The 24,985-nt window shown below is 40.9% G+C and carries 22 protein-coding genes; 10 read left to right on the plus strand and 12 right to left on the minus strand.

The window, feature by feature from the left end:
• Positions 1–960: a Ppx/GppA phosphatase family protein gene (locus KXQ82_RS06365; RefSeq protein ID WP_219487316.1), complete on the minus strand. Its 960-nt coding sequence runs from the start codon at positions 958–960 to the stop codon at positions 1–3.
• A 211-nt stretch (positions 961–1,171) separates the two neighbouring features.
• Here KXQ82_RS06365 and KXQ82_RS06370 point away from each other — a divergent pair, with 211 nt between their 5' ends.
• Positions 1,172–2,542, plus strand: coding sequence for a Fic family protein (locus KXQ82_RS06370; RefSeq protein ID WP_219487317.1), 1,371 nt, complete (start codon positions 1,172–1,174; stop codon positions 2,540–2,542).
• A gap of 4 nt (positions 2,543–2,546) precedes the next feature.
• On the opposite strand, the gene KXQ82_RS06375 is transcribed toward KXQ82_RS06370, so the two are convergent.
• The 3 genes from KXQ82_RS06375 to KXQ82_RS06385 all read right to left on the minus strand — a co-directional run bounded on the left by KXQ82_RS06375 (position 2,547) and on the right by KXQ82_RS06385 (position 7,250).
• Entirely contained in the window at positions 2,547–3,341 is a 795-nt protein-coding gene (locus tag KXQ82_RS06375; RefSeq protein ID WP_219487318.1) for a hypothetical protein, read from the minus strand.
• A gap of 22 nt (positions 3,342–3,363) precedes the next feature.
• Positions 3,364–5,661 (minus strand): family 20 glycosylhydrolase, encoded by a 2,298-nt coding sequence (locus KXQ82_RS06380; protein WP_219487319.1) that lies wholly within the window; start codon positions 5,659–5,661, stop codon positions 3,364–3,366.
• Positions 5,662–5,882: 221 nt separating this feature from the next.
• A complete protein-coding gene (locus tag KXQ82_RS06385; protein ID WP_219487320.1) occupies positions 5,883–7,250 on the minus strand; it encodes an exonuclease domain-containing protein in 1,368 nt (455 codons plus the stop codon).
• A 190-nt stretch (positions 7,251–7,440) separates the two neighbouring features.
• Between KXQ82_RS06385 and KXQ82_RS06390 the strand changes: the two genes are divergently transcribed.
• The 3 genes from KXQ82_RS06390 (at position 7,441) to KXQ82_RS06400 (ending at position 9,740) form a co-directional block, all read left to right on the plus strand.
• Entirely contained in the window at positions 7,441–7,950 is a 510-nt protein-coding gene (locus tag KXQ82_RS06390) for a c-type cytochrome (protein WP_219487321.1), read from the plus strand.
• Positions 7,951–8,244: 294 nt separating this feature from the next.
• The gene (locus KXQ82_RS06395; RefSeq protein WP_219487322.1) at positions 8,245–8,907 is read left to right on the plus strand and encodes a hypothetical protein; all 663 of its coding nucleotides are present in this window, start codon (positions 8,245–8,247) and stop codon (positions 8,905–8,907) included.
• A gap of 2 nt (positions 8,908–8,909) precedes the next feature.
• Positions 8,910–9,740 (plus strand): gluzincin family metallopeptidase, encoded by an 831-nt coding sequence (locus KXQ82_RS06400; RefSeq protein WP_219487323.1) that lies wholly within the window; start codon positions 8,910–8,912, stop codon positions 9,738–9,740.
• Here KXQ82_RS06400 and KXQ82_RS06405 read toward each other — a convergent pair.
• From KXQ82_RS06405 to kaiC, 7 genes are read right to left on the minus strand one after another with little or no spacing between them, the layout of a single operon-like run.
• Entirely contained in the window at positions 9,737–11,239 is a 1,503-nt protein-coding gene (locus KXQ82_RS06405; protein WP_219487324.1) for an ATP-binding cassette domain-containing protein, read from the minus strand. The genes KXQ82_RS06400 and KXQ82_RS06405 overlap by 4 nt on opposite strands.
• A 39-nt stretch (positions 11,240–11,278) precedes the next feature.
• The gene (locus KXQ82_RS06410) at positions 11,279–11,758 is read right to left on the minus strand and encodes a hypothetical protein (protein ID WP_219487325.1); all 480 of its coding nucleotides are present in this window, start codon (positions 11,756–11,758) and stop codon (positions 11,279–11,281) included.
• Between the two features lie 57 nt (positions 11,759–11,815).
• Positions 11,816–13,801, minus strand: a complete 1,986-nt coding sequence (locus KXQ82_RS06415) for an alpha-L-arabinofuranosidase family protein (RefSeq protein WP_219487326.1) — start codon at positions 13,799–13,801, stop codon at positions 11,816–11,818.
• A gap of 47 nt (positions 13,802–13,848) precedes the next feature.
• On the minus strand, positions 13,849–15,510 hold the full coding sequence (locus tag KXQ82_RS06420) for a PAS domain-containing sensor histidine kinase (protein ID WP_219487327.1): 1,662 nt from the start codon (positions 15,508–15,510) through the stop codon (positions 13,849–13,851).
• Between the two features lie 7 nt (positions 15,511–15,517).
• Entirely contained in the window at positions 15,518–15,844 is a 327-nt protein-coding gene (locus KXQ82_RS06425) for a circadian clock KaiB family protein (RefSeq protein WP_219487328.1), read from the minus strand.
• A gap of 9 nt (positions 15,845–15,853) precedes the next feature.
• On the minus strand, positions 15,854–16,147 hold the full coding sequence (locus KXQ82_RS06430; protein ID WP_219487329.1) for a circadian clock KaiB family protein: 294 nt from the start codon (positions 16,145–16,147) through the stop codon (positions 15,854–15,856).
• The gene (gene kaiC, locus KXQ82_RS06435) at positions 16,147–17,889 is read right to left on the minus strand and encodes a circadian clock protein KaiC (protein WP_219487330.1); all 1,743 of its coding nucleotides are present in this window, start codon (positions 17,887–17,889) and stop codon (positions 16,147–16,149) included. The genes KXQ82_RS06430 and kaiC overlap by 1 nt, the downstream gene beginning before the upstream one ends.
• Positions 17,890–18,083: 194 nt before the next feature.
• On the opposite strand from kaiC, the gene KXQ82_RS06440 reads away from it, so the two are divergent.
• Positions 18,084–18,977, plus strand: a complete 894-nt coding sequence (locus KXQ82_RS06440; RefSeq protein WP_219487331.1) for a DnaJ C-terminal domain-containing protein — start codon at positions 18,084–18,086, stop codon at positions 18,975–18,977.
• A gap of 121 nt (positions 18,978–19,098) precedes the next feature.
• Here KXQ82_RS06440 and KXQ82_RS06445 read toward each other — a convergent pair whose 3' ends face one another.
• On the minus strand, positions 19,099–19,806 hold the full coding sequence (locus KXQ82_RS06445) for a hypothetical protein (protein WP_219487332.1): 708 nt from the start codon (positions 19,804–19,806) through the stop codon (positions 19,099–19,101).
• A 123-nt stretch (positions 19,807–19,929) separates the two neighbouring features.
• Between KXQ82_RS06445 and KXQ82_RS06450 the strand changes: the two genes are divergently transcribed.
• The 5 genes from KXQ82_RS06450 (at position 19,930) to KXQ82_RS06470 (ending at position 24,985) form a co-directional block, all read left to right on the plus strand.
• Positions 19,930–20,337, plus strand: coding sequence for an EVE domain-containing protein (locus tag KXQ82_RS06450; protein ID WP_219487333.1), 408 nt, complete (start codon positions 19,930–19,932; stop codon positions 20,335–20,337).
• Positions 20,338–20,450: 113 nt separating this feature from the next.
• The gene (locus KXQ82_RS06455) at positions 20,451–22,370 is read left to right on the plus strand and encodes an ABC-F family ATP-binding cassette domain-containing protein (protein ID WP_219487334.1); all 1,920 of its coding nucleotides are present in this window, start codon (positions 20,451–20,453) and stop codon (positions 22,368–22,370) included.
• 248 nt (positions 22,371–22,618) lie between these two features.
• Entirely contained in the window at positions 22,619–23,875 is a 1,257-nt protein-coding gene (locus tag KXQ82_RS06460; protein WP_219487335.1) for a type IX secretion system plug protein, read from the plus strand.
• A gap of 58 nt (positions 23,876–23,933) precedes the next feature.
• On the plus strand, positions 23,934–24,458 hold the full coding sequence (locus tag KXQ82_RS06465; RefSeq protein WP_219487336.1) for an acyl-CoA thioesterase: 525 nt from the start codon (positions 23,934–23,936) through the stop codon (positions 24,456–24,458).
• An 8-nt stretch (positions 24,459–24,466) separates the two neighbouring features.
• Positions 24,467–24,985 carry an O-acetyl-ADP-ribose deacetylase gene (locus KXQ82_RS06470; protein WP_219487337.1) on the plus strand — a complete coding sequence of 173 codons (519 nt, stop codon included), beginning with the start codon at positions 24,467–24,469 and terminating at the stop codon, positions 24,983–24,985.

Here is a 24,985-nt window from a genome sequence, read left to right on the forward strand (position 1 = left end):
TTATTGGTCAGCAACCAAGCCGGCCAACACACCCTCTTTTAACGAATAGGTTGACATACCCACAGTATGGATCTCTAATTTTTCCATCACAAAGCGGGTGAGAAGAGATGCCACCACGATCATATCAACACGGAGCGAAATAATGCCTTTCATGGCCGCACGCTCTGTATGGTGCGATCTGATAATGGTATTGGTAGCATCTATAAAATCGCGCAATTCAAAATCGTAACTTTTAATCCGCTTTACATCAAAAACAGTACTTTTATGCAGTTCTATTATTTCAGCAAAGGTTTCAAATGCCCCGGCTGAACCGATGAGTTTACCTATCGTGATGTTTTGTGTTGCGATAAATAAAGGTTGTAATACATCGTTCAAATACTGGTGCAGATCTTCAATAGCATGGTGGGGTATCGGGTCGGTTTGGTGAAAGCGGTCCATTAACCTAACTGCACCTATTTCAAAACTTTGTTTCCACAGTATTTGGCTTTGGGTGCACAAAATAAACTCTACACTACCTCCGCCAATATCAACTATCAGCGATGTATCCACCGAAAGGCAGCCCGATGCTTTAACACCCTGGTAAATATAAGCCGCTTCCTGCTGGCCGTCTATCAATTCGATCTGTATGCCCGATGTTGCTTTTACTTCATCAATAAAAGCCCGCCCGTTAGCGGCATTGCGCAACATGGATGTGGCTATGGCCTTAACTTTACCTACATTATGCGCTGTAATTTCCCGGCCAAATTTTTCCATGGTTTTTATGCCGCGCTGGTAGGGTATGGGTTGTATAAAACCTTTGCTAATACCGCCTTCGCCTAATTTTACGGCTTCATGGTCCTTTACAATTTCGGTTATATTGCCATCCTTAACTTCGGCTATCAATAAGTGGAACGTATTGGTGCCCAAGTCCATAACGGCTATGCGTTCCGCAATTTTGCTATCGGCTTCCTTTATTTGCATTTGTTGTTTTATTACAAAAAATATGCTTTTTACTTACCGGAAAAATACATGGAAATTTTTTAACAACACAGCATCCTAAATTATTTATCGCTGTGTAGATGTTGTAAGCAAAAAACATGATTAATAAGAAAGCAACAGGCTTTTTGTTTTGTTAAAAACTATATCTGGTGTATGTTTATAATTATAGTTTATTTTATATAATTTAGATTTAATGAATTTAAACTTTGAGGAAGAACTTTCGCGAAACCCCGTAATCAAGGAAGTTAACATTTTAAGAAATCAGATCGATGATATCCGCCCTCTGTCCCCCGATGTAGAGAAACGGATACTTGATAAATTGTGTTTAGACTGGAACTATCACTCTAACGCGATTGAAGGTAATCGCCTCAATTACAATGAAACCCTTACGTTTTTAAACACCGGTGTAACTGTCAAAGGAAAGCCTTTTCAGGATCACTTAGACCTGCGCGGGCATGATGATGCTTTGCACTACCTCATTACTTTGGTTAAAAGCGGCGAACCTATTTCCGAAATAGATATTAACGTGCTGCATAAAATGGTGCTTGCCGAATCGGGCAATACCCGTTTGGTAAAACAAAACGAATTATTCGCACTAAACCGGGTATTGCTTACCGACCTTGATCAAACTGTAGCCGAAGCATTGGCTGGCGATAGTTTTCATTATTCAAACAATAATGATAGCTCTCTTAAAATGCAGGGCCTTATGGATTGGTACTACCAAACCAGTGAGCACCATAGCCTTCACCCACTCGTTATCGCATCGTTGTTCCATCAAAAATTAATTGCTATTAATGCTTTTGACGAAACCTCCGGAAAAATGGCGCGGATGATAATGAATTTTATTTTGATGCACCATAATTACCCGCCTGTTATCATTAAAATGGAAGACAGGCAAACGTATTATGCACTCACCACTAATGTGGGAGAAGAACAGGATAAGAAATTTGTTGATTATGTTGCAGAAGCAATGATCAACTCTTTGAATTTGTACCTGGATAATCCTGCTGAAACAGAGATTGATGATGTTGATAAAGAGCTTGCCTTGTTTGTGCGCGACCTGCGAAGTAAATCACTCACTAAGCTCAAAGCTACCGGTTTTGAGATAAGTAATACCGTTGTGCAGGTTATAATACCTTTAATGGAGCATGTACTTACTAAAACGGCTTTGATAGAGGATTTTTTTGATTCTACCGATAAAAAGGTAAATATGGTATATCTTAAAACTGCCAGGAAGCCTTATGATGTTGAGATAAAGGATATTCATTTTACCAACCTGATGGCGGAAAAAATGATCAAGCCTGTTTTAAGGCCCGAGAATAAAATGATGAGGATGGAGTTTAACATCCACTTCAGGAAATTCAAAACCGAAGAACGCAAGTTTGATGTACGCAGTACCTTGTTCATCAAGTTTGATGATTACGAATACTCGTTATCAAATTATAATAACGAATTGGAAATTACAAAAGCTTACAGCGAAAGGCTAAGTGACGAAGATATCAACGCCATTAATAAAACGCTGATCCGGGATATTAAGAAATACATACAGGATAGGATAGGGTAAGCTGTTACGAACGGTGTTTTTTGTGTTTCTTTTTTACCGTATGCTTTTCTTTTTTATGCGATTTTGATTTTGTTTCTGTCGGCTTAGTTTTGGGCTCCTTTTTAGTGTATTCGCTCAATGTTTTCTTTACTGTGTCTTTTACTGCAGGTTTTAAAGCTGCACTGTCAATCGGAGTAATATCTTTTACTGTAAACTCGTTATCGCGAATGCCATATTGAAGGATGCGTTTTTTACCTGTAGGCTTTGCATTTTTTCCTTCCCCATCATAAGCCGGAAACTCACGCACCAGGTTGCCCTGTTCTATATGGAAGTCATCACCACCGTGATACATAGTTTTTGATTTACCCCCAAGTTTAGGGAAATCGATCTTATTGCCTTTCCCGTTACGGTACTCGTAAGCATAAATATTGAAGTGAACTGTAGTGTCCTTTGCTTTTGATAGCAGGAGTATTTCCGGGTTACCATCCATATTCATATCTGTGTTAAAAACATCGGTAATGGCGCCTTCCAGGTCGCCGGTAATGGTGGTGTATTTTTTGCCTGTAGAGTCGGAGTGAAGAATAAGGTATCCACCTATCGAATCTTTACCGCGGCCCCATGTTAATACATCAAAATATTTTCCCGGCGAGCTCTCAATTAATTTATGATACCTGAAAGGTTCCATAACCGTAGGCTTTGCAACTGTAGCGGTTGGTGGTGCAGCAACACTACTTGTTTGCTGATCGGTATGGTTACATGCCCATAATGTAGCTAAACAGCAGGTTATTAGTAAATTAAAGGCAATTGATTTTGGCGACATGCTATAAAATTATAAAATCACGTTAATTAAACATAACATCAGATGGTAATTCTGTTTTAGGCTTGCCCGGTGGCGTTATATATACCCTTAGCGAGTTTGCCGCACCTATAAAAAAGTATTTCACAGTTATTTTATGAAAGCCTTTTAACAGATCGATATCACCACCTTGTTCAAACAGGCTATGCTTACCTTCGTTGTTAACAACAAGCTGATCGTCTATCAACACAACAGAACCATCTGCCGATTGTGTTGTAAAGCTGTACTTTCCATCAGTATCAATACGTATAAAGCCGTTATATATTACACCAAAGTTGCGGCTTTTGCTTCTGAAAGCTGCCGTTCCGAAATGCTTTATTGCCCCTGTATCAATAACAGGGCCGTTATCAATCTGCTCGGTATTATTAAACAGGCCACTGTGCACCACATATTTCAAACCTTCGGCTGTACCGGTATATGGAACGGCAGGCAGCGGGGCTTTGTTATACATGTAGGTACGTGTAACCGCGCTGTGTTTGCCCGATGGGCTAATAACAATGGTTTGCAACTCGCGGCTGGCGTTATCGGGCACCGTAATAATAATAGGCTCCTTGTATTCCAGGTCTGTTTCGCGGGGGCGGTAACCATCAATAGTATAGTATATTTTGGCATTCGTTACGGGGCTTTTAAGGCTAAAGCTGAATTTATTACCCGTCATAATGGTATCAGTAATGCCAAATGGCGTTGCCACGCGATAGTTATAGCCCAGGGCATCTATCTTACTTAAATGTACGGGTAACCTAACCTCGCTAAAATCATTTAAGTTTTTATTAGCTATAGGTGTCCACGCTATTTCTGATAATGCCAGCAGGCGTGGCAGGAGCATATACTCCACTTTATCTTCGGTGCTGATGTATTCTGCCCAGATATTGGCCTGTACACCTAAAATATACTTTTGCTGGTCGGCTGTTAACGATGCCGGCACAGGGTTATAGTTATATACTTTCGATAGCGGGGCAAAGCCCCCTATGCCTAATGGCTCATTGTTACCTTTAGCCTGAGCGTGATCAAAATACAGCGCGCCGCTGGCCGGTGTCATTATAACATTATGGCGTTGCCTTGCTGCTGCAATGCCACCGGCTTCGCCACGCCAGCTCATTACGGTTGCATTGGGGGCAAGGCCGCCTTGCAATATCTCATCCCAGCCAATAATGCTGCGCCCTTTACTGTTTACAAACTTTTCAATGCGTTGTATAAAATAGCTTTGCAGACCTTCTTCGTCTTTTAACTTGAGTTTTTTGATGAGTTTTTGGCAAAATTCTGATTGCCTCCATGCCGCTTTTGATACTTCATCACCACCAATATGGATATATTTACTCGGGAAGAGCTCCATTACCTCGGTCAGCACATCTTCCATAAAGCCAAAGGTGTATTCTGTGGGGCAATATACATCATCAAAGCCACCCCATGATTCTGCCACTTTATATGTTTTTTTAGGATTGCAGCTCAATTCAGGGTAAGCGGTAATTGCTGCAACACTATGCCCCGGCATTTCAATTTCGGGTATTATGGTAATGTAGCGTTGGTTGGCGTATTTAATTACATCTTTAATTTCTTCCTGGGTATAGTATCCGCCAACGGGGGTATTATCATATTGCGGCGGGTCGAAATCGTGGAAGTTGCCTATCATGGTTTGGGCGCGTTTGCTGCCTACTTGTGTTAAGAGCGGATATTTTTTTATTTCAATGCGCCAGCCCTGGTCGTCGGTTAAGTGCCAGTGAAATGTGTTGAGTTTGTAAGTAGCCATCAGGTCGATATACTTTTTAACAAAAGCTACCCCGAAAAAATGGCGCGCAACGTCAAGGTGCAGGCCCCGGTAGCCAAAGCGAGGGTAATCGTCAATTTCAACACAGGGCAGTTTAGCAGTGGCGGCTTTTTCGGCAGGTAATAGCTGCATTAAAGTTTGCAAGCCATAAAACAAGCCGGCTCCTTTGCCGCTAACTGTTATTTTTTGCGGTGTAATGCTAATGTGGTAACCCTCGGCAGGTAATAATTCGGCCCCGGCAGATGTTAGCCTGATCACGTTATTATTTACCGCAGTATCTGTTTTTGTTGCCTGGTAATGCAGCCCCCATGCGTTTTGTATGGCATCGGCAAAAAATGTTACAGCCTTATTCGCAGGCGTATCTGCCTGTAAAACAGTTTCGCGGCTTAAGGTAAAAGTACCTTGCGATTTTTTTACAGACACAGGGGCAGGAATGATATTCAGATTGGGGTTTGTATCCTGAGCGGTAGCTACTGAAACCCCGGTAGCGAAAATGAAAACAAAAAAATATTTCAGCATTATAACAAATTAAGCAATTCTGTGAAGTTAACAGATTTGGCAATAATTTGTGATTATTGATTGTAAAAAAAGTATTAGGGAGGATAGTTGATTAAGTTAAGCAGTTGATTAGGTTAAATGGTTGATTGGGTTGAGTAGTTAATCAGATTAGACTATAACAACAACTATTCACAATAAACTAAAAACCTCTCACTTAATAAACCCAATCAACCATTCACGGTTCACGATGCCAGGTCTATTTTACACTCCGGGTTATTTACGGCATAGTTGGCCACCATGCTTTTAATATAACCATTGCCGGGATAAGGGGTAAGGTGTGGTTTTAAGGATGCGATACCATCGGTAACTAAATGCTGTTTAATATAGCCCATACCATAAAATTCGCCATTCTCAATAAGGATATAGCTGTTTTCATCATCACTACGCCCTTTATCGCGTATAGCAAAGGTAGATAAGGCTTCTTTTAAATGCGTAATAGCTTTATTTACCCGGGCGTTATATCGTTTAATGGTTTCTGTATTCTGGCAGGCGCAGGGCTTGGTGGTATTACGGGGGCAATCCTGATGGTGCTGTAAAATAAAGCACAGTTTAGGGCACAGATCAAACGCCTGTACCAATGTATTGAGCAGGTTATAACCCTCGGGCAAAGAGTTGCAGGTGTACAGCGGGCGCGAGTATTTTTGCCATTTATCAATAGCCAGCCTGAGGTAACCACGCTGATCTTCAAACTGGTAAAGGCCGTACGTGTATTCATGGTGCTTTTGTGCACGGTTGTATTTAGGCCACAGTCGCTTTATCTCAACGGCTTCCAATATAAAGGCATACAGTTCGGTACCGCAGGATTGATGTGTTATTTTGTGGATATTTTTTAAAAACTCCTGCTTTTGCAGGTCGGCACGGTTATTTTTAAAATGGCTGTTTACCCGCTTTTTAATGCTTTTTGCCTTACCTACGTAAATGATCTTGTCTTTGTTATCATGAAAATAGTATACACCCGGTGCATCGGGCAGGGCATCAATATTTTGTTTGGGCAGGTTGGATGGCAGCGAGTTTTCTTTTGCCTTAAGCTTAAGCGATTCCCGGATATGCCCATCCTTATCGTTTTGGAGCATCAGGCTAAACAATTGCGCTGTGGCATAAGCATCGCCCATGGCACGGTGGCGGGCGTTATTATCAATACCCATTTGCCTGCAAAATTTACCCAGGCTGTAAGAGGGCAGGCCCGGGAATATTTTACGGCCCAGGCGCACGGTGCATAATTTAGGGCATTGCAAATCAAATCCGGCAGCCATTAAATGGTGCTTTATAAAGGAATAATCAAAATTTACATTGTGTGCTATAAATATGCGGCCCTTTAGCAAATCATAAATATGCTCTGCTATATTACCGAACAGGGGTGCATTGCACACCATATCGTTAGTGATTCCGGTTAAAGCCTGTATATACACGGGTATATCGGTACAGGGATTAAGCAACGTTTCAAAGCGTTCGGTCACCTTTTCGCCATCGTGCAAAACAATGGCAATTTCGGTAATGCCATGCGCGCTGGCATGGCTCCCTGTGGTTTCTATATCAACAATAGCATACATCGGTAAAACGCTTTGTACAAATATATAAAATCAATTGCTAATTAATTTAGTTAATTATAATGCTTTTATATCTCAACTTAAAAGCGAGGTTTAATAATGCGTTAATTGTTTATCTCGCTTTTGTTACAAGGCACTTCTGCGATATTTGAAATGTTTTTTTACTTTAGCATTACAAACTGAAAATATAACTATGCTATCACATAAAAAACTCCTTATTACTTTATCCTTAAGCTCTGTTGTTGTTTTTATTACCGCTACAGCAATGAAATCATCTCAGCAAGAACAGCAGGATGAAAAATTTAAAAACCTTAAAGTATTACCTAAAGACATCAGCAAAGATGACCTTGAAAAAGTAATGCATAGCTGGAACGATGCTTTAGGTGTACGTTGTAATTTTTGCCATGCGCGCAATGCCGAAACCAATAAAATGGATATGGCCAGCGATGCCAAGCCTGAAAAGGAAATGGCCCGCGAAATGATGAAGATGACAGAGCAGATCAATAAAAAATACTTTAAACCTGAAAAGGAAGACAAAGAGCATAAAGACGATATGATGGCCGCCGTTAATTGTATGACCTGCCACCACGGTTCTGCACACCCCAATAGTGCAGCGGCAAAACCCAATGGATTTGGCCCACCCCAGGGAGGATTTGGCCAGCCAGGCGGGCAAGGGCAGCAAGCGCCTCCAGTTAAACAATAGGAATATTCTTTATATATGAGGGTGTTTTACAGGTATGGCAATTGTGTTATATGTGTAAAATACCTTTGTTGAAATTGCCAATATGTTAATAATTTGTAAAATTGTTATTAATATTGCAATTATTTGAACTTTTTGAAACTTAATGCGCAAAGAAATATACTTGTTGTAACAATTTTTTGCTATTATTACGTTTTTAAAGTTTAGTTGTCTATGAAAATAAGCTCTGCCAAATATTCAAAGTATAAAATATTTATTACCGCGCTATGCATTTTTGCGTGTACACAACTACTTTTTTTGTCATCGGCATTTGCACAACTTGATTTTTACTATGGTAAAAATACAAAAGGCCTGCGTGTAGGTTTAGGGCCGGGTGTTACCACCTTATTTACACATTACAGCAGTTTTCCGTTTGGTTTAACTATTGTTGGCGATGTTGATTATGCTTTTAATCCGTATTTCAGTATTGGAATTAATGGGCAATCCGGAAAGTTGATAGGGCAAGATAATACCGGTAAATTTTATTATCAAACAGCTACTGATAGCTATATGGCCGGTAGTTTGAACATGAAATTTGGCCTGGGGTTAATTACTGATTTCAACTCAAAAAATGGCTTTATGGATGCACTTAAAAGATTATATATCGGATTGGGCTATGGCCAGATTAAAACGGATAATAAAATCACAATAAATAATGACGTATCGCCAACTACAGTGTATGATGATCCTGATAACCAGAACGGAAAGCAATTTAAAGGGACATTCTCTTTTTATGCGTTTAATTTGGGAACATATATAGACCTTCCGGGCGTGTGGGGAACCGATAAATTAGAACTGTGCCCAAACTTTCAATTTAATATGACCAATACGCTTTACCTGGATGGCTATAGAAGTAAGCCCTCAAGTAACTTGAAAGGTAGTTATTCTGCTACTTCGCTTACATTAAGATATAAATTTTAACCTTGACCAAGCCTGGCGCTATTGATAATATAAGTAGGCGGTTAAAGTTGCCAGGCTTTATTGTATTGTGCTTTTTTATAGCAACTTTTTACAGTAATGCCCAGGTATTAAAAATCAATACCATTAATAGTTCCTTATCTAAAGACGATCGCGCTTATTATGGTAAGATGGCCGCCTTTGAAGCTAAATTTTTTAATACTGTTTTCGGCACAACAAAAAATGATAGCTGCTTAGTAACTGTAGAGTTTTACGGCAAACTAAAAGAATACAACTCCCTACCAAGCCGGGTTAGCAATTCAACTTTTATAGATGGCTTTTATTCGCCTTTCTATAATAAAGTATATACTTATAAATCGGATAGATATATGAGTGTATTGATACACGAAACCAGTCATTGTATATTAGAAAATAATTACCATAACTCACCACAGTGGTTAAATGAGGGCGTTGCTACCTTGTTTAGTAACCTGGTACTTCAAAACGGAGATGTATATTATACTAAAAACCTTGGGAATATAAATTTGGTGAAGGATATGATATATGATGGGACTTTTAATTTGAAAAGCTTTTTTAATTATAACCCCCGTGATTTTATGGATGTTACCAAGCGTCCTTATGTTTATGCGGTATCATATGATATTGTTTATTTCCTTGTAAACTTTGATATAGACTACCTGCAGCGTACACTGGTATTAATGCAACAAGGCGTTAGTACTATGGATGCCTTTGGCCGGGTTTTTGGCGGTTTTGATAAATTTGAAAAGCGCTTTAAAGACTTTTACAAGCCCGAAGTAGGCTACCGTGCACACCTTTTCAAATACGATCAAAATTAATTAATTACTTTCCCTTTATCCAATTTAAGCACCAGGTTAACGCTGCCTGGTATTTCGTGCTGGTAGTGGGTTACGTAAATCAGGGTGGTTTTACCAAGGCTGCAAATGGCATCAACCACATGTTTAAAGTGTAATTGCTGATGCGCGTCCAATCCCTGGCAAGGCTCATCAAAAATTAATAGGGGTGGGTTTTTAACCAAGGCCCTCGCCAGCAGGCACAAACGTTGCGCACTTGCTGAGAGGCTTTTTAGCGGCTTATTGGCATATTTATCAAGTTCCAATAATTTCATCCACCGTAAGGCAATAGCTGCTTTTTGCGTATCGGTTTGCCTAAATAGGCCCAGCGTATCATAAAAACCCGATTCAATTACCTGTAAGCAACAATTATCTGTCGGGAAGTATTGATGCAATTCGGGCGATACAAAACCGGTTTTGCTTTTTATATCCCAAATGCTTTCGCCAGTACCGCGCTTACGGTCGAAAAGGATAATATTGTTGGCATAGGCCTGCGGATTATCTCCGTTTATTAAACTCAGTAAAGTTGATTTTCCGGCACCGTTAGCGCCAAGCAATGCCCAATGTTCTCCTTGTTTTATCTGCCAGTTAACATGGCTCAATACCTGGTTATCGCCATACCTGATGTTTACATCGCTCATGCTCACAATATCATTGTAAATATCAAACGGTTTTACAGATAGCAGTTTTTCAAGTTCGGCCATATCAATTTGCTTTACCTGGGGGATATTAACCATTGCAGGTTCAAAATTCTGTCTGTCAATAGTTCCTGTAATTTCGCCCTGGTGCAATATGGCAACATCGGTAATGATATCGGGTACTTCATTTGGCGATGTGGCAATGATAAGGGCAATGCCAGAATCGATTATCTCTTTCAGCAGATCGTTAAACCAAATTCTGCTTTGCACATCAAGACCCGTCAGTGGGTTATCTAACAGTAACAGTGCCGGATGCTTTAATAAAGCCGCCGCAATTAGCAATCGTTTTGTTTCGCCGTTTGATAACTTGATGAGCTGTTTTTGCAGTAAAGACTCAAGCCGGAGTTTTTGTATGGTTGTTTCTCTGTCCCAAACTTTATTATGGCTAATGGCCGGAACTATGGAAGAGAGGTATTCGGCTACTGTAGGGGCGTCTTCCGAATCCATCGAGTTAAAACGCTGCTGGTAGTAAAAATCGGTAGTGTTAGACAGGTTACGGAAGCCATGTTTTGGTGATACGAGCGCTACCAGTTTATGATAAGTTAAGGTTGCATCATCAACAGTGTATTGAGTAATGAGCTCATCAAAATAATGGTGTGATATTGTACCACCGGTAACATTAAATTTGCCGGATATGGTTTGCAGTAAAGCGCTTTTACCCGAGCCGCTTTCGCCAACCAAAGCCCAGTGCCTGCCTTTTTGTACCCGGAAGTTTAAGTTTTTAAACAGAACCTGATCAAGGTTGCGCACCGTAATATTTTGTATAGATAGGATAGCCGTATTCATGAATATCCAAAACTATAGTTTTATGCTGCAACCCCCAAACTAATTATTGGTATCGTCTTCCTCGGGTGGTGGAATGTAGTACTCGCCGTCCTTATAAAAATCAAAGTTAAATAACTTCGCGTTAATGTATTCGTACTCGGCAAACTTATCCTTCAGGTGATCTTTGTTGAGGCTAAACAAAGTAAGGTGCGAATCTTTATCCAAAAACGGTGTTTCCTTGTAAAATGTAAAGTATATGGCAGGATGATCTTTTATCTCTTTACGCAGGTATTTTGCAATGTAGGCATCCATTTTATCTTTTGACTTTTGGGTATAATCAGCGTTCTCAAAAACATAAAAGCGTATCTGTATACCGTTCCGCCGTTCGTGGCTTACATCCTCATCTTTTAAAAACTTAATGCTATCGGTGTACGGACTGAGGGGGTATATGCGTATTTCGTTTTTTCTGTTTTTTAAATAGGTAAAACAAAAAAATACAGCCAAAATAATTAAAGAAAAAATGAAGTATGTTTTTTTCATTTATCAATTACATATTTACCTGTTGCGCGTATACGTGCAACAGGTAAATATATTTTTTTAGTTTTTTACATGTAACTGTAAAACAGTGACCGAATTAGCGGCAAATGTATAACTAAAATTTTTGTTTAGGCCGTTTATTGTAGTATTAACGGGTATTATTTTTTCGGGATCGGTTATGGTATTGGTGTCTTCGGGTTTGCCCGCCAGTGTTATTGCCGTACCATTTGCATTAATACCGCTAACGCCATCAATGTTAATTTGTACCGCTTGTGGGCTACCCATAATATTTACCACCTTTAAATAAACAATACCTTTTTTTGTGTCTTTGGTTACCACGTAACTTAACGATTGCATGGTTTGCGGTACAACAGGTTTTGGTTTTGTGGTATCGCCAGGGGCACGCCTTGGTGGCGCGGGTATATACGGCACATCAGGTATGCCGCTCATCTCGGTAGTAAGTACAACATCCCCGATATTCTGATAGAACATTTGCTGCGCATAGTACGATGGCGAGCCATAGCTTGTCATGGCATCATAACCTATCATGTTAATGCGCCATTGCATAGCGCCGGGGTTTACGTTTACAAATAACGGCGCGTATGATGCCATCAATATCAGATCGGTATTACGCTCCATTCCTGTCATCCAGGCAGCATCGCCAAGTGCGCAGGCCATGTTAGGTGTAGGTACGGGGTTTGGTATACGCGCAGCCCATTCACCTACAAATATTTTTGGCCCGTTGCGCGGCGCATTATCATAATGGTGTATATCTTTTTCAAACTCTTGCGGTAGTTTATAAAAGTGATCATCTACCAGGTCGGGCACACGGCTTGTTACTTTTGTTGTTGCTATTAACTGTAGTTTTGGATATTTAGCTTTTATGGCATCGTGCATTTGTGCGTAGCGGCCATCATAACTGCCAGATTTATCAAAAAAATCCTCATTCCCAATTTCAACATAAGTTAAAGCAAATGGAGCGGGATGACCGTCGAGTACACGCTCTGCACCCCATTTTGTAGTAGCATCGCCGGTGATGTATTCTATTTCATCAAGCGCGTCTTGTACAAATTTTTTCATCTGTGGCCCTGCAGGGTCAACATACTCTTTGTTTAAGGTATACCCTGCAAATACCGCCAGCACAGGTTGTATCTTGAGGTCTTCGCACCATGTCATGTATTCTAAAATACCCATACCATCTGTAGAGCGGTATTTCCAGGTACCCGGGTGCCCGGGGCGGAGCGAAAGATCGTGTATGGTTTTCTTCCAGTCATAATAGGTAGCCATGGTATTGCCCTCTACATAATTACCGCCGGGGCAACGCAAAAATGTAGGGTGCAGATCGGCAAGCTTTTGCATAATATCAATACGGTTGCCATTTTTACGATCTTTATAAGTAGGAGGGAATAGTGAAACCAAATTAAAGTAGGCCACCCCCGGCTGCTGTGTGGCAATAACTAATTTATTGTTTGCCGATGGTGCAACATCTGCACCGGTAGTTAAGGTAACGCTATATTGTTTCCATTTATCGATGAGTGGCTTAATGGTAGCAGTAGCCAGTACTTTACCATCATTGCTTTCCAAACTAACGGTAAAAGGCAAAGCATCGCCTTTTGCATAAAATGATGCATGGTATGTTGTTTTTGGGCGTATGGGTATTCCCCAATAGCCATCGTTTGCAAAACCAACGCGATTGCCTTTTGATGCATTGGCCGCGCTGAGTTTAAGGCATACGGTTAACGAATCATTAATGCGCTGGTTGTTTTCCAGCGATATAGACCCTAAATCTGCTGTACCTATTAAACTCCAATGTGCCGGTGCTTTATTATCATCTTTAAATATGCGGTTTTGTATCAATTCGGCATAAATGCCGCCATCGTAAGAGTGGTTGATCTCTTCTGTCATAATACCGTACAGCGTGGGGCTTACTTTGGCCTTAGCTTTAGCAGCGTCTATTTTTAATACAATGGGCGGATTGTTTTGCGCTATTACAGCAAAATTGAATAATGAAAGCACGATAAGTGCAGGCGTGAATTTGGTTCTCATAAAAATTGTAGGTTTGACAATTATAACCTAAAGGTAAAAACTTTTATCTAAACCAAAGGCAATTCGAAATAAAAAGATGCACCTTTACCAAGCTCACTGTTAACACCAATAATGCCGTTATGGTCTTTAATTATTTCTGCACAAATATAAAGGCCCATGCCAAGGCCGCTGCTCATAAATTTTTTATCTTCAACACGATAAAACCTTTCAAATATTTTGTTTTGCTGGCTTTCTGAGAGGCCTATGCCAAAATCGGTAACTACAACCTTTGCCATATTACCTGATGTTGTTGTACTGATGATGATCTGTTTGTTTTCTTTTGAGTATTTAACAGAATTGCTGACCAGGTTCATCATTACCTGCTCAAGCCGTTCCATATTACCCATTACGAGCATTTTTGCACCTCCCTCGTTTTTAATGTCATATTTAGGATAAATATGGCGGGCGTTATTTATACAGCTTTCTACCAGTTCCGCCAGATCGATCACCAGCATTTGGTATTGCAGCTTACCTGCGTTTATCTTACTTACATCAAGCAAATCGTTAACCAGGTATTGCAGTTTACCTAAGGCCTCGTTAGCTTTATTTACAAACATTTTAACAGGGGCGGGCAGAGGTTCTTTTTTGTAACCCGAAATGAGTTGTAAGTATCCTTTAAGGCTTGTTAATGGCGTTTTTAACTCATGGCTTGCAATGCCAATAAACTCATCCTTCTTTTCCATCTCGCGTTTTTGATCGTCAATATCGGTAGATGTGCCTATCCAAAGGGTTATCTCACCAGTCTCATTCCGCATAGGCACTGCCCTGTTTAAATGCCAGCGGTACGTACCATCTTTTCTTTTCACCCTGCTTTCCATCATAAAGGGTTGTTTGGTTTTGAGCGCAGCGGTAAATCTTCTGTTGTTTTCTTCTATATCCTCAGGATGAGAAATAAGCCCTCTTATATTCTCGAGTGGTTCGCTCACATCAAGCCCGGTAAATTCATACCATTGCCGGCTCCTAAAATTAACGGTACCATCAGGCAGGCTTGTCCATATCATCTGCGGAACGTTGTCGGCCAGGCTTTTAAAGTGCTCGCGGCTATCAAAAAGTTCAAGTGTACGCTCTTTAACCGATACTTCTAATTCATCATTCAGCTTTTCGGTAATGGAGCGGGCTTCTTCTAACTGCTCGTTTTTTAATTTAAGCTGGCTTTGGATTTCACGCTGACTTGTCAGGTCGGTAATGATGATGCTCAATGCCAACCCTTCATCAAGTTCGAGGATATTACAGGACAGGAGGCAGGGTATTGGCTTGTTGGTTACGGTATCTGAAAACATGATCTCGCCTTTGCAATCCTCTTTCCATCCGTTACGCACCAGTTTTTCGTATTCTTTGCTATTACTATCATCAACAAACAGTGCAAAACTTTCGCCTATCACTTTTTCGAGGGGTATACCTATTAATTTAGCAAAACGGGAGTTACTGTATAGGATAATACCCTCGCGGTTAATTGTAACAGCACCTTCGGCCATTTTTTCGATAAATACGCGATAGGTTTGGTCGGCGTTTTTTAAGGTGAACAACTGGTGCCCTTTTTTTCCCTTTACAACAAGCGCGTCAACCTGGCCATTGCGTATAGCATCAATGGTATCTTTAGCCTCGGCAAGTTGGTATTGCAGTTCCCTGTTCTCGGCTAACAATTGCTCGTATGGTTTTTGTGCGTCCATATTTAAACTACGCCTTTATTTCTAAACCTGTTAACACTTTATTTAAATCCGACATGTCGCCTATTAGCCTGCGCTCGGGTAAGGGCAATCTCCGCATCAGCATGGGTACGGCCAGTAACTGCTCCAGTTCCGCCATTTCCGGCTGCTGGTATATGTCAATTATCTCGAGCTCATAGCGGCCATTCAGATGATCTTCGCACATCTTTTTTGTGTTGGCAATAGCGCGTATCGAATTTGGGGATGCCCCTGTAACAAAAAGCCGAAGGGAATACATCGCTTTGTTTTTATCGATGTAATCATCATTATCACCAGGAACTATATATTGCTCGCTCATTTAATTCGTTTATGCAGGTCTGATGTTAAGGCCTACTAATACTTTTTCTTCGTTTGATAGGTCGCCTATTATTTTACGTATAGGTTCCGGAAACTTGCGCACCAGCGTAGGGATGGCCAGTATCTGGTCGCCCTCGGCTAATTGCGGGTTTACCAACAGGTCTATCACTTCAATCCTGTACTGGCCCTGTAAATGCTCTTCACAATACTTTTTCAGGTTGTTTAAGGCATCAACAGATTTTTGTGTTTTCCCGGCAACGTATAACCGCAGCTCCCAGGTCTTTGGTTCTTTTTCTTCACCCATTATTTTTTCTTCCTTATTTGAGTTTCCTGTTCCTCTGCTTTGCTACGCCGGATATTAGTTATTTCCGACAGTGTTTTAGCCATAATTTCGTCTTTCAGTTGTTCCTCAATATACACCTTGTTCAATTCTTCTTCAACAGATTCAAATTCGGTTTGCAGGCTTGCAATTTTAGCTTCCAACACTTTGCGTTTACGGCTTATTTCCCTGTCTTTGCGTGATACCGCATTGGTTTTTATTACCTTACTGGTTTGTTCCTTCAATATCTCCGCCTCGCGTGCAGAACCGGTTAATACACCATCAGGGCCTAAGTACACATCTACAAGGTCAAGCCCGTTATCGGTGATCACAAACTCACGCACCTGGTTTGAGTGCTTCATCCCTCGCGATTTCATGATATACATGCCGCGGTTGCGCTCGCCGTTATATTCAATATCGCGCACCAGCAGCCAGGCATCAACTAAAGATGATACACCTTCGTCGGTTTGCTCGGTAACGGCTGTATTTAATGTTAAGGCGGTAAACATTACCGTGATCTGCTCTTCCTGTAAAAAATCTATCAGGCGTATCAGCATTCCTTTTACTTCGCTAACTGAGCCAACAGTAACAAGGTTGGTAATAGGGTCGAGAATTACTACAGATGGTTTGAATTTTTTGATAGATTTATAAATGTTCACCAAATGCATTTCCAAACCATACATAGTGGGCCTTGCGGCATGAAACTCTAATAAGCCTTTATCAACATAAGGTTGCAGGTCCAGGTTTATAGATGTCATGTTCCTGATGATCTGCCTTGGCGATTCCTCGAAAGCGAAGTATAAACAGCGCTCACCGCGACTGCAAGCTTCGCTGGCAAAATAGGCAGCTATACTGGTTTTACCTGTACCCGCCGTACCCGACACCAACACGCTGCTGCCACGATAAAAGCCTTTGCCACCCATCATTTGATCGAGTGCTGTAATACCCGATGGTATGCGCTTTTCTGATACTTCTTTATCCAGAAATAAACTGGTTACCGGCAATACCGAAATGCCTTCCTGATCTATAAGGAAAGGATATTCGTTTGTTCCATGAATGCTTCCGCGATATTTTACAACACGCAGGCGGCGGGTTGATATTTGGTTGATGATGCGATGGTCAAGCAGTATCACACAATCAGATACATACTCTTCCAGGCCCTGGCGGGTTAATTTGCCGTCACCACGCTCACCGGTAATAATGGCGGTAACACCTTTTTCTTTTAACCAATGGAAAAGCCTGCGTAATTCGGCACGTAATATAGTTTGATTAGCTAATCCCGAAAAAAGGTTTTCTATGGTATCCAATACAACACGTTTTGCGCCAATGCTGTCAATAGCGTATCCCAAACGGATAAACAGGCCGTCAAGATCATATTCGCCGGTTTCTTCTATTTCGCTGCGCTCGATATGCACATGGTCAAGGCGGATCTTTTTTTCGTCCTGTAGTTTTTTCAAATCAAAGCCTAACGAAGCTACGTTCATTTCCAGCTCTTCGGCTTTTTCTTCAAATGCCATAAAAACGCCGGGCTCGTTAAACTCCATAGCGCCACGGACAATAAATTCGAGCGAAATTAAGGTTTTACCGCAGCCTGCATCGCCACAAATCAGGGTGGGGCGCCCCTTGGGGATGCCACCGCCGGTAATCTGATCGAGTCCGGTAATGCCTGTAGGCGTTTTAGGAAGTAAAACGTGATTGGCTAAAACTTTTTTTGATTCTTTACTCATACATTTAAACAATAGTTATTCTCTTATTACGATAACCGAAAAATAAGAATTAGAGAAATAACCACGAAATATAATTTTTGTTTAAGCTTTTGTCCTAAAAATTATGCACACACCTTTTTATCGTCAAATTGTTACCTACTGTACGCAAGTGTGCTAAATAGTGTAAATTTGATGTGATATAATTTTGAACTACCGTGGACTATAAAGATTATTATAAAATATTAGGTGTTAAAAAGGATGCTACTGCCGATGAGATAAAAAAGGCATACCGCAAGCTTGCCGTAAAATACCATCCGGATAAAAATCCCGGCGATAAAGTAGCCGAAGATAAATTTAAAGAGGCCAACGAGGCTAACGAGGTATTAGGCGATGCCGAAAAACGCAAAAAGTACGATGAGCTTGGCGCTAATTGGAAACAATATGAGCAGCAGGGTGGTTATGGCGGCGGCCGCGGTGGTGGTGGTTTTGATACCAGCAGCTTTTATGGTGATGGCGGGCAGTTTTCAAGCTTCTTTGAATCGATATTTGGGAGCGGGGCCGGTTTTGGCGGGGCAAGACAGCGCGCGCCGCGCCAGCAAAAGGGGCAAGACCAGGAAGGCACCATTACCCTTACGCTGGATGAATCTTTCCACGGTGTTGCAAAAACACTTACCATTAACGGCGAAAAACTGAACCTTAAATTTAAACCCGGTACTACCAACGGGCAGATATTGCGTTTGAAAGGCAAAGGCAGCCCAAGCTATACGGGCGGCGAGGCGGGCGACCTGCTCATTACAATTCAGCTTGCGCCAAACCCACGCTATGAAGTTAAAGGCAATGACCTGTACTTTGACCAACCCCTGGATATATACACAGCTATATTAGGTGGAAAGATATCAGTACAAAGTATTGATAAAGCGGTAATGATGCCCATTCCAGCCGGAACGGATAGCCATAAAACCTTTCGTTTAAAAGGTATGGGCATGCCTGTTTTTGGGAAGGCCGATATGCGTGGTGATGCGTATGTGCGCATGGTGTTGCAAGTGCCCAAGAACTTAGCTGATGATGAGAAGGAGATATTTGAAAAGTTGAGGGAGTTGAAGAAATAATTATCTTGTTATTTACTTCTTGTTACCTACTATGGGTGTTTCATTGGAGAATATGTAATGAGGTAAAATAACCCACTTAAGATTGAAATAATAGTTAGAGTAATTGGAAATGAAATTTCAATTAGTTTTCTTGTTTTGTACTTGGGCAATGTATTTCAATTATTTTATTATACATTTTAAGTATAGAGTCTAATTTTTTTCTTTCTTTATCTAACAGCATCAGTTTTTGATCTAATTCATCTTTTGCCTTATTACAGAAAGTATCATACTGCTGCTCCCGTTTGTGATGGTCTGAAAATATTTTGTCGTTTTTGTGAAAAGCAGCCATTTTTTCTTTCCATGTTTGACCATTGGTATCTGGTATAGTTACTTGGACATGTAAACCCAATTCAACTTTTTTTTCATCAAGTTTTTTTTGATGTTCATCCCGCAATAAATCTGCATTAACTGTGATACCTTTATTTATGGTGTCAAGTTCTGCTTCGGGATAAAATTCATCATTTTCAGAAATTAGACTTTTAAGTTGTGAGATTGTTTTTTCCTGATAGATATCAAATAAATACAAAGACAAAAGATATAGACAAACTATAACTAAAATTAGTATGACATATTTTCCATCTGTTTCATCAAACCTTAAACCCAATATCGACTCTTCCTTGATATTTAAAATTTTAAAAGATATTAATATGGATAAACAAGATAATATAATAAGAGTGTTCCCTTTATCTCTGGTTTCCTTGCTGCTATATGGTGTTAATTTGGTAATTCCAAATTTTGCCACACGGTTTAACCATATGGTTATATCGGTATTTATTTCTTCTGAAATCATATTTTTGAATTAGTTATTCTAAGGTAAAAATAAATATTATAATATTAAATTAGACGTTTAATCATCTTTTTTTCTATCCCCATCAAAATCCATATTTTTACAAACTAAAAATATCAACACCACATGAACTATTGGCTCGTAAAATCAGAACCTCATAAATATAGCTGGGAAAAATTTAATAAAGATGGCCGAACCCATTGGGATGGCGTGCGTAACTACACTGCCCGCAATAACATGCGCGATATGCGCCTGGGCGACCTGGTAATGTTTTACCACAGTAATGAAGGTAAAGAAGTAGTGGGTATTGCCAAAGTAGTAAAAGAAAGCTACCAGGACCCCACAACAGATGATACGGCCTGGCTGGTTGTTGAAATCGCTCCCGTTGAAGCACTTAAAAAACCAGTTACCCTTGCACAGATAAAAGCCGAACCAAGCTTGTCCGAAATACAGATATTGAAGCAGGGTAGGCTATCAGTTACTTCGCTTAAAAAGGAAGAGTTTGATAAGATACTTGAAATGAGTAGCCATTAAGAGCTAAAGTGGAAAGTTAGTAAGTGGATATCTGACATTTATAGTCTCATTGCCTTATACTTTTAACGTTTAACTTTCAACTTCTTGCCTCAAAAACCGTACCTTTGCGGCAAATGATAGCGATTAACGATCTTACGTTCGAGATAGGTGCAAGGGCCCTTTATGATGAAGCCAACTGGCATATAAAACCCGGAGAAAAAATTGGTTTGATAGGTGCTAATGGTACCGGTAAAACCACCCTCCTTAAAATTATTGTTGGAGATTATAAACCTACATCGGGCACCATATCTATGGCTAAGGACCTGAAGATGGGTTACCTTAACCAGGATCTGTTATCATACTCATCAGATAAGAGTATTGTGGAGGTGGCTATGGAAGCCTTTGAGCGCCAGAATATACTGCACCACGAGATAGAAGAGCTGTTAAAGAAACTTGAAACCGATTACTCGGAAGAGATTCTGGAAAAACTAAGCGACAGGCAACATGAGTTTGAAGCGCTTGATGGTTATAATATTGAATACAAAGCACACGAGATTTTAGCAGGCCTTGGCTTTAGCGAAGAGGATTGTAAGCGCAAGCTAAGTACCTTTTCGGGAGGCTGGCGCATGCGCGTGATGCTGGCCAAGATACTTTTGCAGGCGCCTGATATTTTATTGTTGGATGAGCCTACCAACCACTTGGACTTACCATCGATACAGTGGCTTGAAGATTATTTGAAAGTTTTTGACGGCGCCATCGTTATCGTATCGCACGACAGGTGGTTTTTAGATAAGGTAATTAACCGTACCGTTGAAACCCGTAAAGGTAAGTTAACTGTTTATGCAGGTAACTATTCTTTCTATCTGGAAGAGAAGGCTTTACGTGGAGAAATACAAAAAGGCGAGTTTAAAAATCAGCAAGCCAAAATAAAACAGGAGGAGCGTTTGATAGAACGTTTCCGTGCCAAGGCATCAAAAGCCAAGATGGCGCAATCGCGTATCAAAATGCTGGACAAGTTAGAGCGTGTTGAAGATGTTGATGATGAGAATCCATCGGTAAACTTCAATTTCAGGTTTAGCAAGCAATCAGGCAGGCACGTGATCACGTTAGAGCATATCACCAAAAAATACCCGGCTATTGATATTTTGGATGATGCCGAAGCGGTGATAGAAAAAGGGGATAAGATAGCCCTGATTGGTGCCAATGGTAAGGGTAAATCGACTTTGCTGCGCATCATCGCGGAAGCTGACCATGACTTTAAGGGTAAGATGGTGACCGGTCATAATGTGAGCGAAACCTTCTTCGCGCAGCACCAGTTGGAATCGCTGCATTTGGAGAATGAGATATTGGCCGAACTTCAATCTTTCGCACCAAAGCATACCGATACAGAGCTACGCTCAATATTGGGCTCATTCCTGTTTACGGGCGATGATGTGTTTAAAAAGATAAAGGTATTGTCGGGTGGCGAAAAATCACGCGTGGCACTGGCCAAGGCGCTAACCGCGGATGCCAACTTTTTGATACTGGATGAGCCTACCAATCACTTGGATATTCAATCGGTAAATATATTGATACAAGCCCTGCAACAGTACGAAGGTACTTTCATTGCCGTATCGCACGATAGGTTCTTTTTAGATAATATTGCCAATAAGATCTGGTTTATTGAAGATCAGAAGATCAAGATCTACCCCGGCACTTACGCCGAGTACGAAATATGGCAGGCAAAACGTAAGCTGGAACCTAAAGCGGTTATACCAGCGCCTCAGCCTAAAAAGGAAGAGCCTAAGCCTGTTGTTAAAGCGGCACCGTCGGAAGATAAAGCCAAACAGTTGAAAAAGCTGAACAGTGACCTTACCCGTATGGAAGACCGGATTTCGCAATTGGAAAAGGAGATAAAGGAACTGGAAAATAAGTTAGCCGAGCCGGGCGTTTATAATGACCAGGCAAAATCGAAAGAGGTAAACGCGACTTACAGTGCTAAGAAAGCTGAGTTAGTAAAAGTGCAGGATGAGTGGGAAGAGCTTGCCGGGCAGATATTGGAGATGGAAGCATAGGAAAGAATCAAGAAGCCAGAATCAAGAGGCAAGATGAAAGTGGGCGTAAAAATCTTACTTTATCCCCCTTTAATCAATATCAAATTTGTCATTGCGAGGGACGAAGCAATCACTGAGAAAGGTGGCGGATTTTGAACATTGGTCACCTATCGCTGAGATTGCCACGTCGTTCCTCCTCGCAATGACATAGCGAGGCTGTTTAATATACATATTTACCCATCTGCCTCAGGCGGATTAAGTATAGTAAAATGATGAGAAACTGTATCATATTATTTCTTGTGTTTTGTTTTACAATTACTTACGGGCAGCAGTATGATAACCATGTTTATCAATCAAACATCAAAACCGTACAGCTTTATAATAGTGTAAAAGAAGGCTCGTTCCCTGCAATTACGTTAGGCTCATCAGAAACCTTAACGCTTGGTTTTGATGATCTGAAAGCCGGAAGCCGCAATTATATGTACACCATTGAGCATTGCGATGCGGAATGGAACCCGTCGCGCATATCACCAACAGAATACCTGCAAAGCTTTACCGAAGATAGATTGTCGGATTACCGCTACTCAACAAATACCATCCAAAAGTACACGCATTATCAGCTAACGCTGCCTAACTACAATATCATACCCAAACTATCCGGCAATTACATATTAAAGGTTTACGAAGATGGCGACCGGAACAAAATGGTGCTAACCCGTAAGTTTTATGTAGTTGATAATAAGGTAAGTGTACAAACAGATATTACAGCTTCGAGCGATAATTTGTTAAGGCAATCGGCCCAGAAAATTAACTTTCAGCTTAGTACTGGTAATTTCCAGGTGCAAAACCCATTTACAGATATCAGGGTGCTGGTAATGCAGAATGGCAGGCCTGATAAGCAGCAGTGGAACACTAAGCCACAGTTTATTCGTGGCAGCCAGTTGCAGTATAACGATCTTACTACCAATCAGTTTATGGGAGGCAATGAGTTCAGGCATTTTGATCTTCGTTCGCTCAGGCAAAACTCGGAAAGGGTGGGGCATATCTACCGCGATACAGCTAATACCGTTGTGTTACTTGGCGACCCGAGCCGTAATCAAGCCAATTATGTATTTCAATACGATAATAACGGCGCCTTTTTTATCATGAACCAGGATGGGAATAACCCGCGCTATGATGCCGATTACGCTCATGTATATTTTAGCCTTGCGGGAAACCGCTCGGATAATGAGGGTTCGGTTTATATAGTTGGTCAGTTTAATGATTATCAGCTTACGGACCAAAATAAAATGCGCTATGATGCCAGCAAAGGGCGTTTTTATACAGACCTGTTTTTAAAGCAAGGTGTTTATGATTATGAATATGTTTGGGTAGATAAGCAAACCAAAATACCCGATGATGTTGCTTTTGAAGGCTCTTACTACGAAACCGAAAATGATTACCAACTATTGGTTTATTATCGCCGCCCCGGCGCGCGCTGGGAAGAACTTGTAGGTTTCAGGCAAATAAATACGACTAAGAGATAAACTTTGTCCATGGTCTATGGTCCATCGTCCATGGACAAAAAAACTTATCTTTACATCCATGAAATCCAAAACCCCAAAAGAGTCGCATACCATAATGAATGAACTGGTATTGCCAAATGATACCAATACCATGAACAACCTGATGGGTGGGCGTTTGCTGCATTGGATGGATATTTCGGCAGCGATAGCGGCGCAAAAACATTGCAACCGCAATGTGGTAACGGCTTCGGTAGATAACGTGTCCTTTCAGCACCCGATTAAACTGGGGAATGTGGTGAGTATCGAATCGAAAGTGACCAGGGCGTTTAATACTTCGGTTGAAGTAAGGCTTGACGTTTGGGCCGAAAATATACCTTCCGGCCGGAGGTTAAAGAGCAATGAAGCTTACTACACTTTTGTTGCTTTGGATGCGGACGGACATACTGTACCTGTACCCGAATTAACCCCTGTAACTACCGAAGATGTTGCTTTGTACGACGGTGCTTTACGCCGCAGGCAATTACGCCTTGTATTGGCAGGCAGAATGAAAGCTGATGATGCTACAGAGTTGAAAGCTTTATTTTTTGGGCCGGCAGCAAAGTAATACAATTTATGGACGAGCGAATTAGGGTTATAAAAGGTGATATTACAAAGCAACAGGTTGATGCAATTGTAAATGCTGCAAACAGTAGTTTAATGGGTGGCGGCGGTGTTGATGGTGCCATACATCGCGCGGGCGGCAAAGCCATTTTGGAAGACTGTATGAAGATAGTTTATCGTCAGGGTAAATGTAAAACCGGACAAGCTGTGATAACCACAGCGGGTAATTTGCCGGCCAAATATGTAATACACACCGTAGGACCGATTTGGAATAGCGGAAAGAGTAAGGAATCAGAGTTGCTGGCAAATTGTTATCTAAACAGTTTGAAGCTTGCTGTCGATAAACAAGTTAAGACAATAGCCTTTCCAAACATCAGTACAGGTGTTTATCGCTTTCCCAAAAATGATGCAGCGAAGATTGCGCTGGAAGCGGTTAATAGCTTTCTTGCCGAAGATAGTTCACTAAGCGAAATAACATTTGTTTGCTTTGATGATGAGAATTTGGGTCTGTACGAAAATATGTTGAAGTAG

Source organism: Mucilaginibacter rivuli (assembly GCF_019391655.1).
Lineage (GTDB): Bacteria > Bacteroidota > Bacteroidia > Sphingobacteriales > Sphingobacteriaceae > Mucilaginibacter > Mucilaginibacter rivuli.

Bases quoted from the DNA above. Each gene is read 5' to 3' on its own strand.
- KXQ82_RS06425 (WP_219487328.1), bottom strand. From the start codon at position 15,844: ATGAGCGAGCAATATATAGTTCCTGGTGATAATGATGATTACATCGAT.
- KXQ82_RS06455 (WP_219487334.1), top strand. From the start codon at position 20,451: ATGATAGCGATTAACGATCTTACGTTCGAGATAGGTGCAAGGGCCCTT.
- KXQ82_RS06420 (WP_219487327.1), bottom strand. From the start codon at position 15,510: ATGGACGCACAAAAACCATACGAGCAATTGTTAGCCGAGAACAGGGAA.
- kaiC (WP_219487330.1), bottom strand. From the start codon at position 17,889: ATGAGTAAAGAATCAAAAAAAGTTTTAGCCAATCACGTTTTACTTCCT.
- KXQ82_RS06470 (WP_219487337.1), top strand. From the start codon at position 24,467: ATGGACGAGCGAATTAGGGTTATAAAAGGTGATATTACAAAGCAACAG.
- KXQ82_RS06385 (WP_219487320.1), bottom strand. From the start codon at position 7,250: ATGTATGCTATTGTTGATATAGAAACCACAGGGAGCCATGCCAGCGCG.
- KXQ82_RS06405 (WP_219487324.1), bottom strand. From the start codon at position 11,239: ATGAATACGGCTATCCTATCTATACAAAATATTACGGTGCGCAACCTT.
- KXQ82_RS06445 (WP_219487332.1), bottom strand. From the start codon at position 19,806: ATGATTTCAGAAGAAATAAATACCGATATAACCATATGGTTAAACCGT.
- KXQ82_RS06365 (WP_219487316.1), bottom strand. From the start codon at position 960: ATGCAAATAAAGGAAGCCGATAGCAAAATTGCGGAACGCATAGCCGTT.
- KXQ82_RS06450 (WP_219487333.1), top strand. From the start codon at position 19,930: ATGAACTATTGGCTCGTAAAATCAGAACCTCATAAATATAGCTGGGAA.
- KXQ82_RS06460 (WP_219487335.1), top strand. From the start codon at position 22,619: ATGATGAGAAACTGTATCATATTATTTCTTGTGTTTTGTTTTACAATT.
- KXQ82_RS06390 (WP_219487321.1), top strand. From the start codon at position 7,441: ATGCTATCACATAAAAAACTCCTTATTACTTTATCCTTAAGCTCTGTT.
- KXQ82_RS06370 (WP_219487317.1), top strand. From the start codon at position 1,172: ATGAATTTAAACTTTGAGGAAGAACTTTCGCGAAACCCCGTAATCAAG.
- KXQ82_RS06375 (WP_219487318.1), bottom strand. From the start codon at position 3,341: ATGTCGCCAAAATCAATTGCCTTTAATTTACTAATAACCTGCTGTTTA.
- KXQ82_RS06465 (WP_219487336.1), top strand. From the start codon at position 23,934: ATGAAATCCAAAACCCCAAAAGAGTCGCATACCATAATGAATGAACTG.
- KXQ82_RS06430 (WP_219487329.1), bottom strand. From the start codon at position 16,147: ATGGGTGAAGAAAAAGAACCAAAGACCTGGGAGCTGCGGTTATACGTT.
- KXQ82_RS06380 (WP_219487319.1), bottom strand. From the start codon at position 5,661: ATGCTGAAATATTTTTTTGTTTTCATTTTCGCTACCGGGGTTTCAGTA.
- KXQ82_RS06415 (WP_219487326.1), bottom strand. From the start codon at position 13,801: ATGAGAACCAAATTCACGCCTGCACTTATCGTGCTTTCATTATTCAAT.
- KXQ82_RS06410 (WP_219487325.1), bottom strand. From the start codon at position 11,758: ATGAAAAAAACATACTTCATTTTTTCTTTAATTATTTTGGCTGTATTT.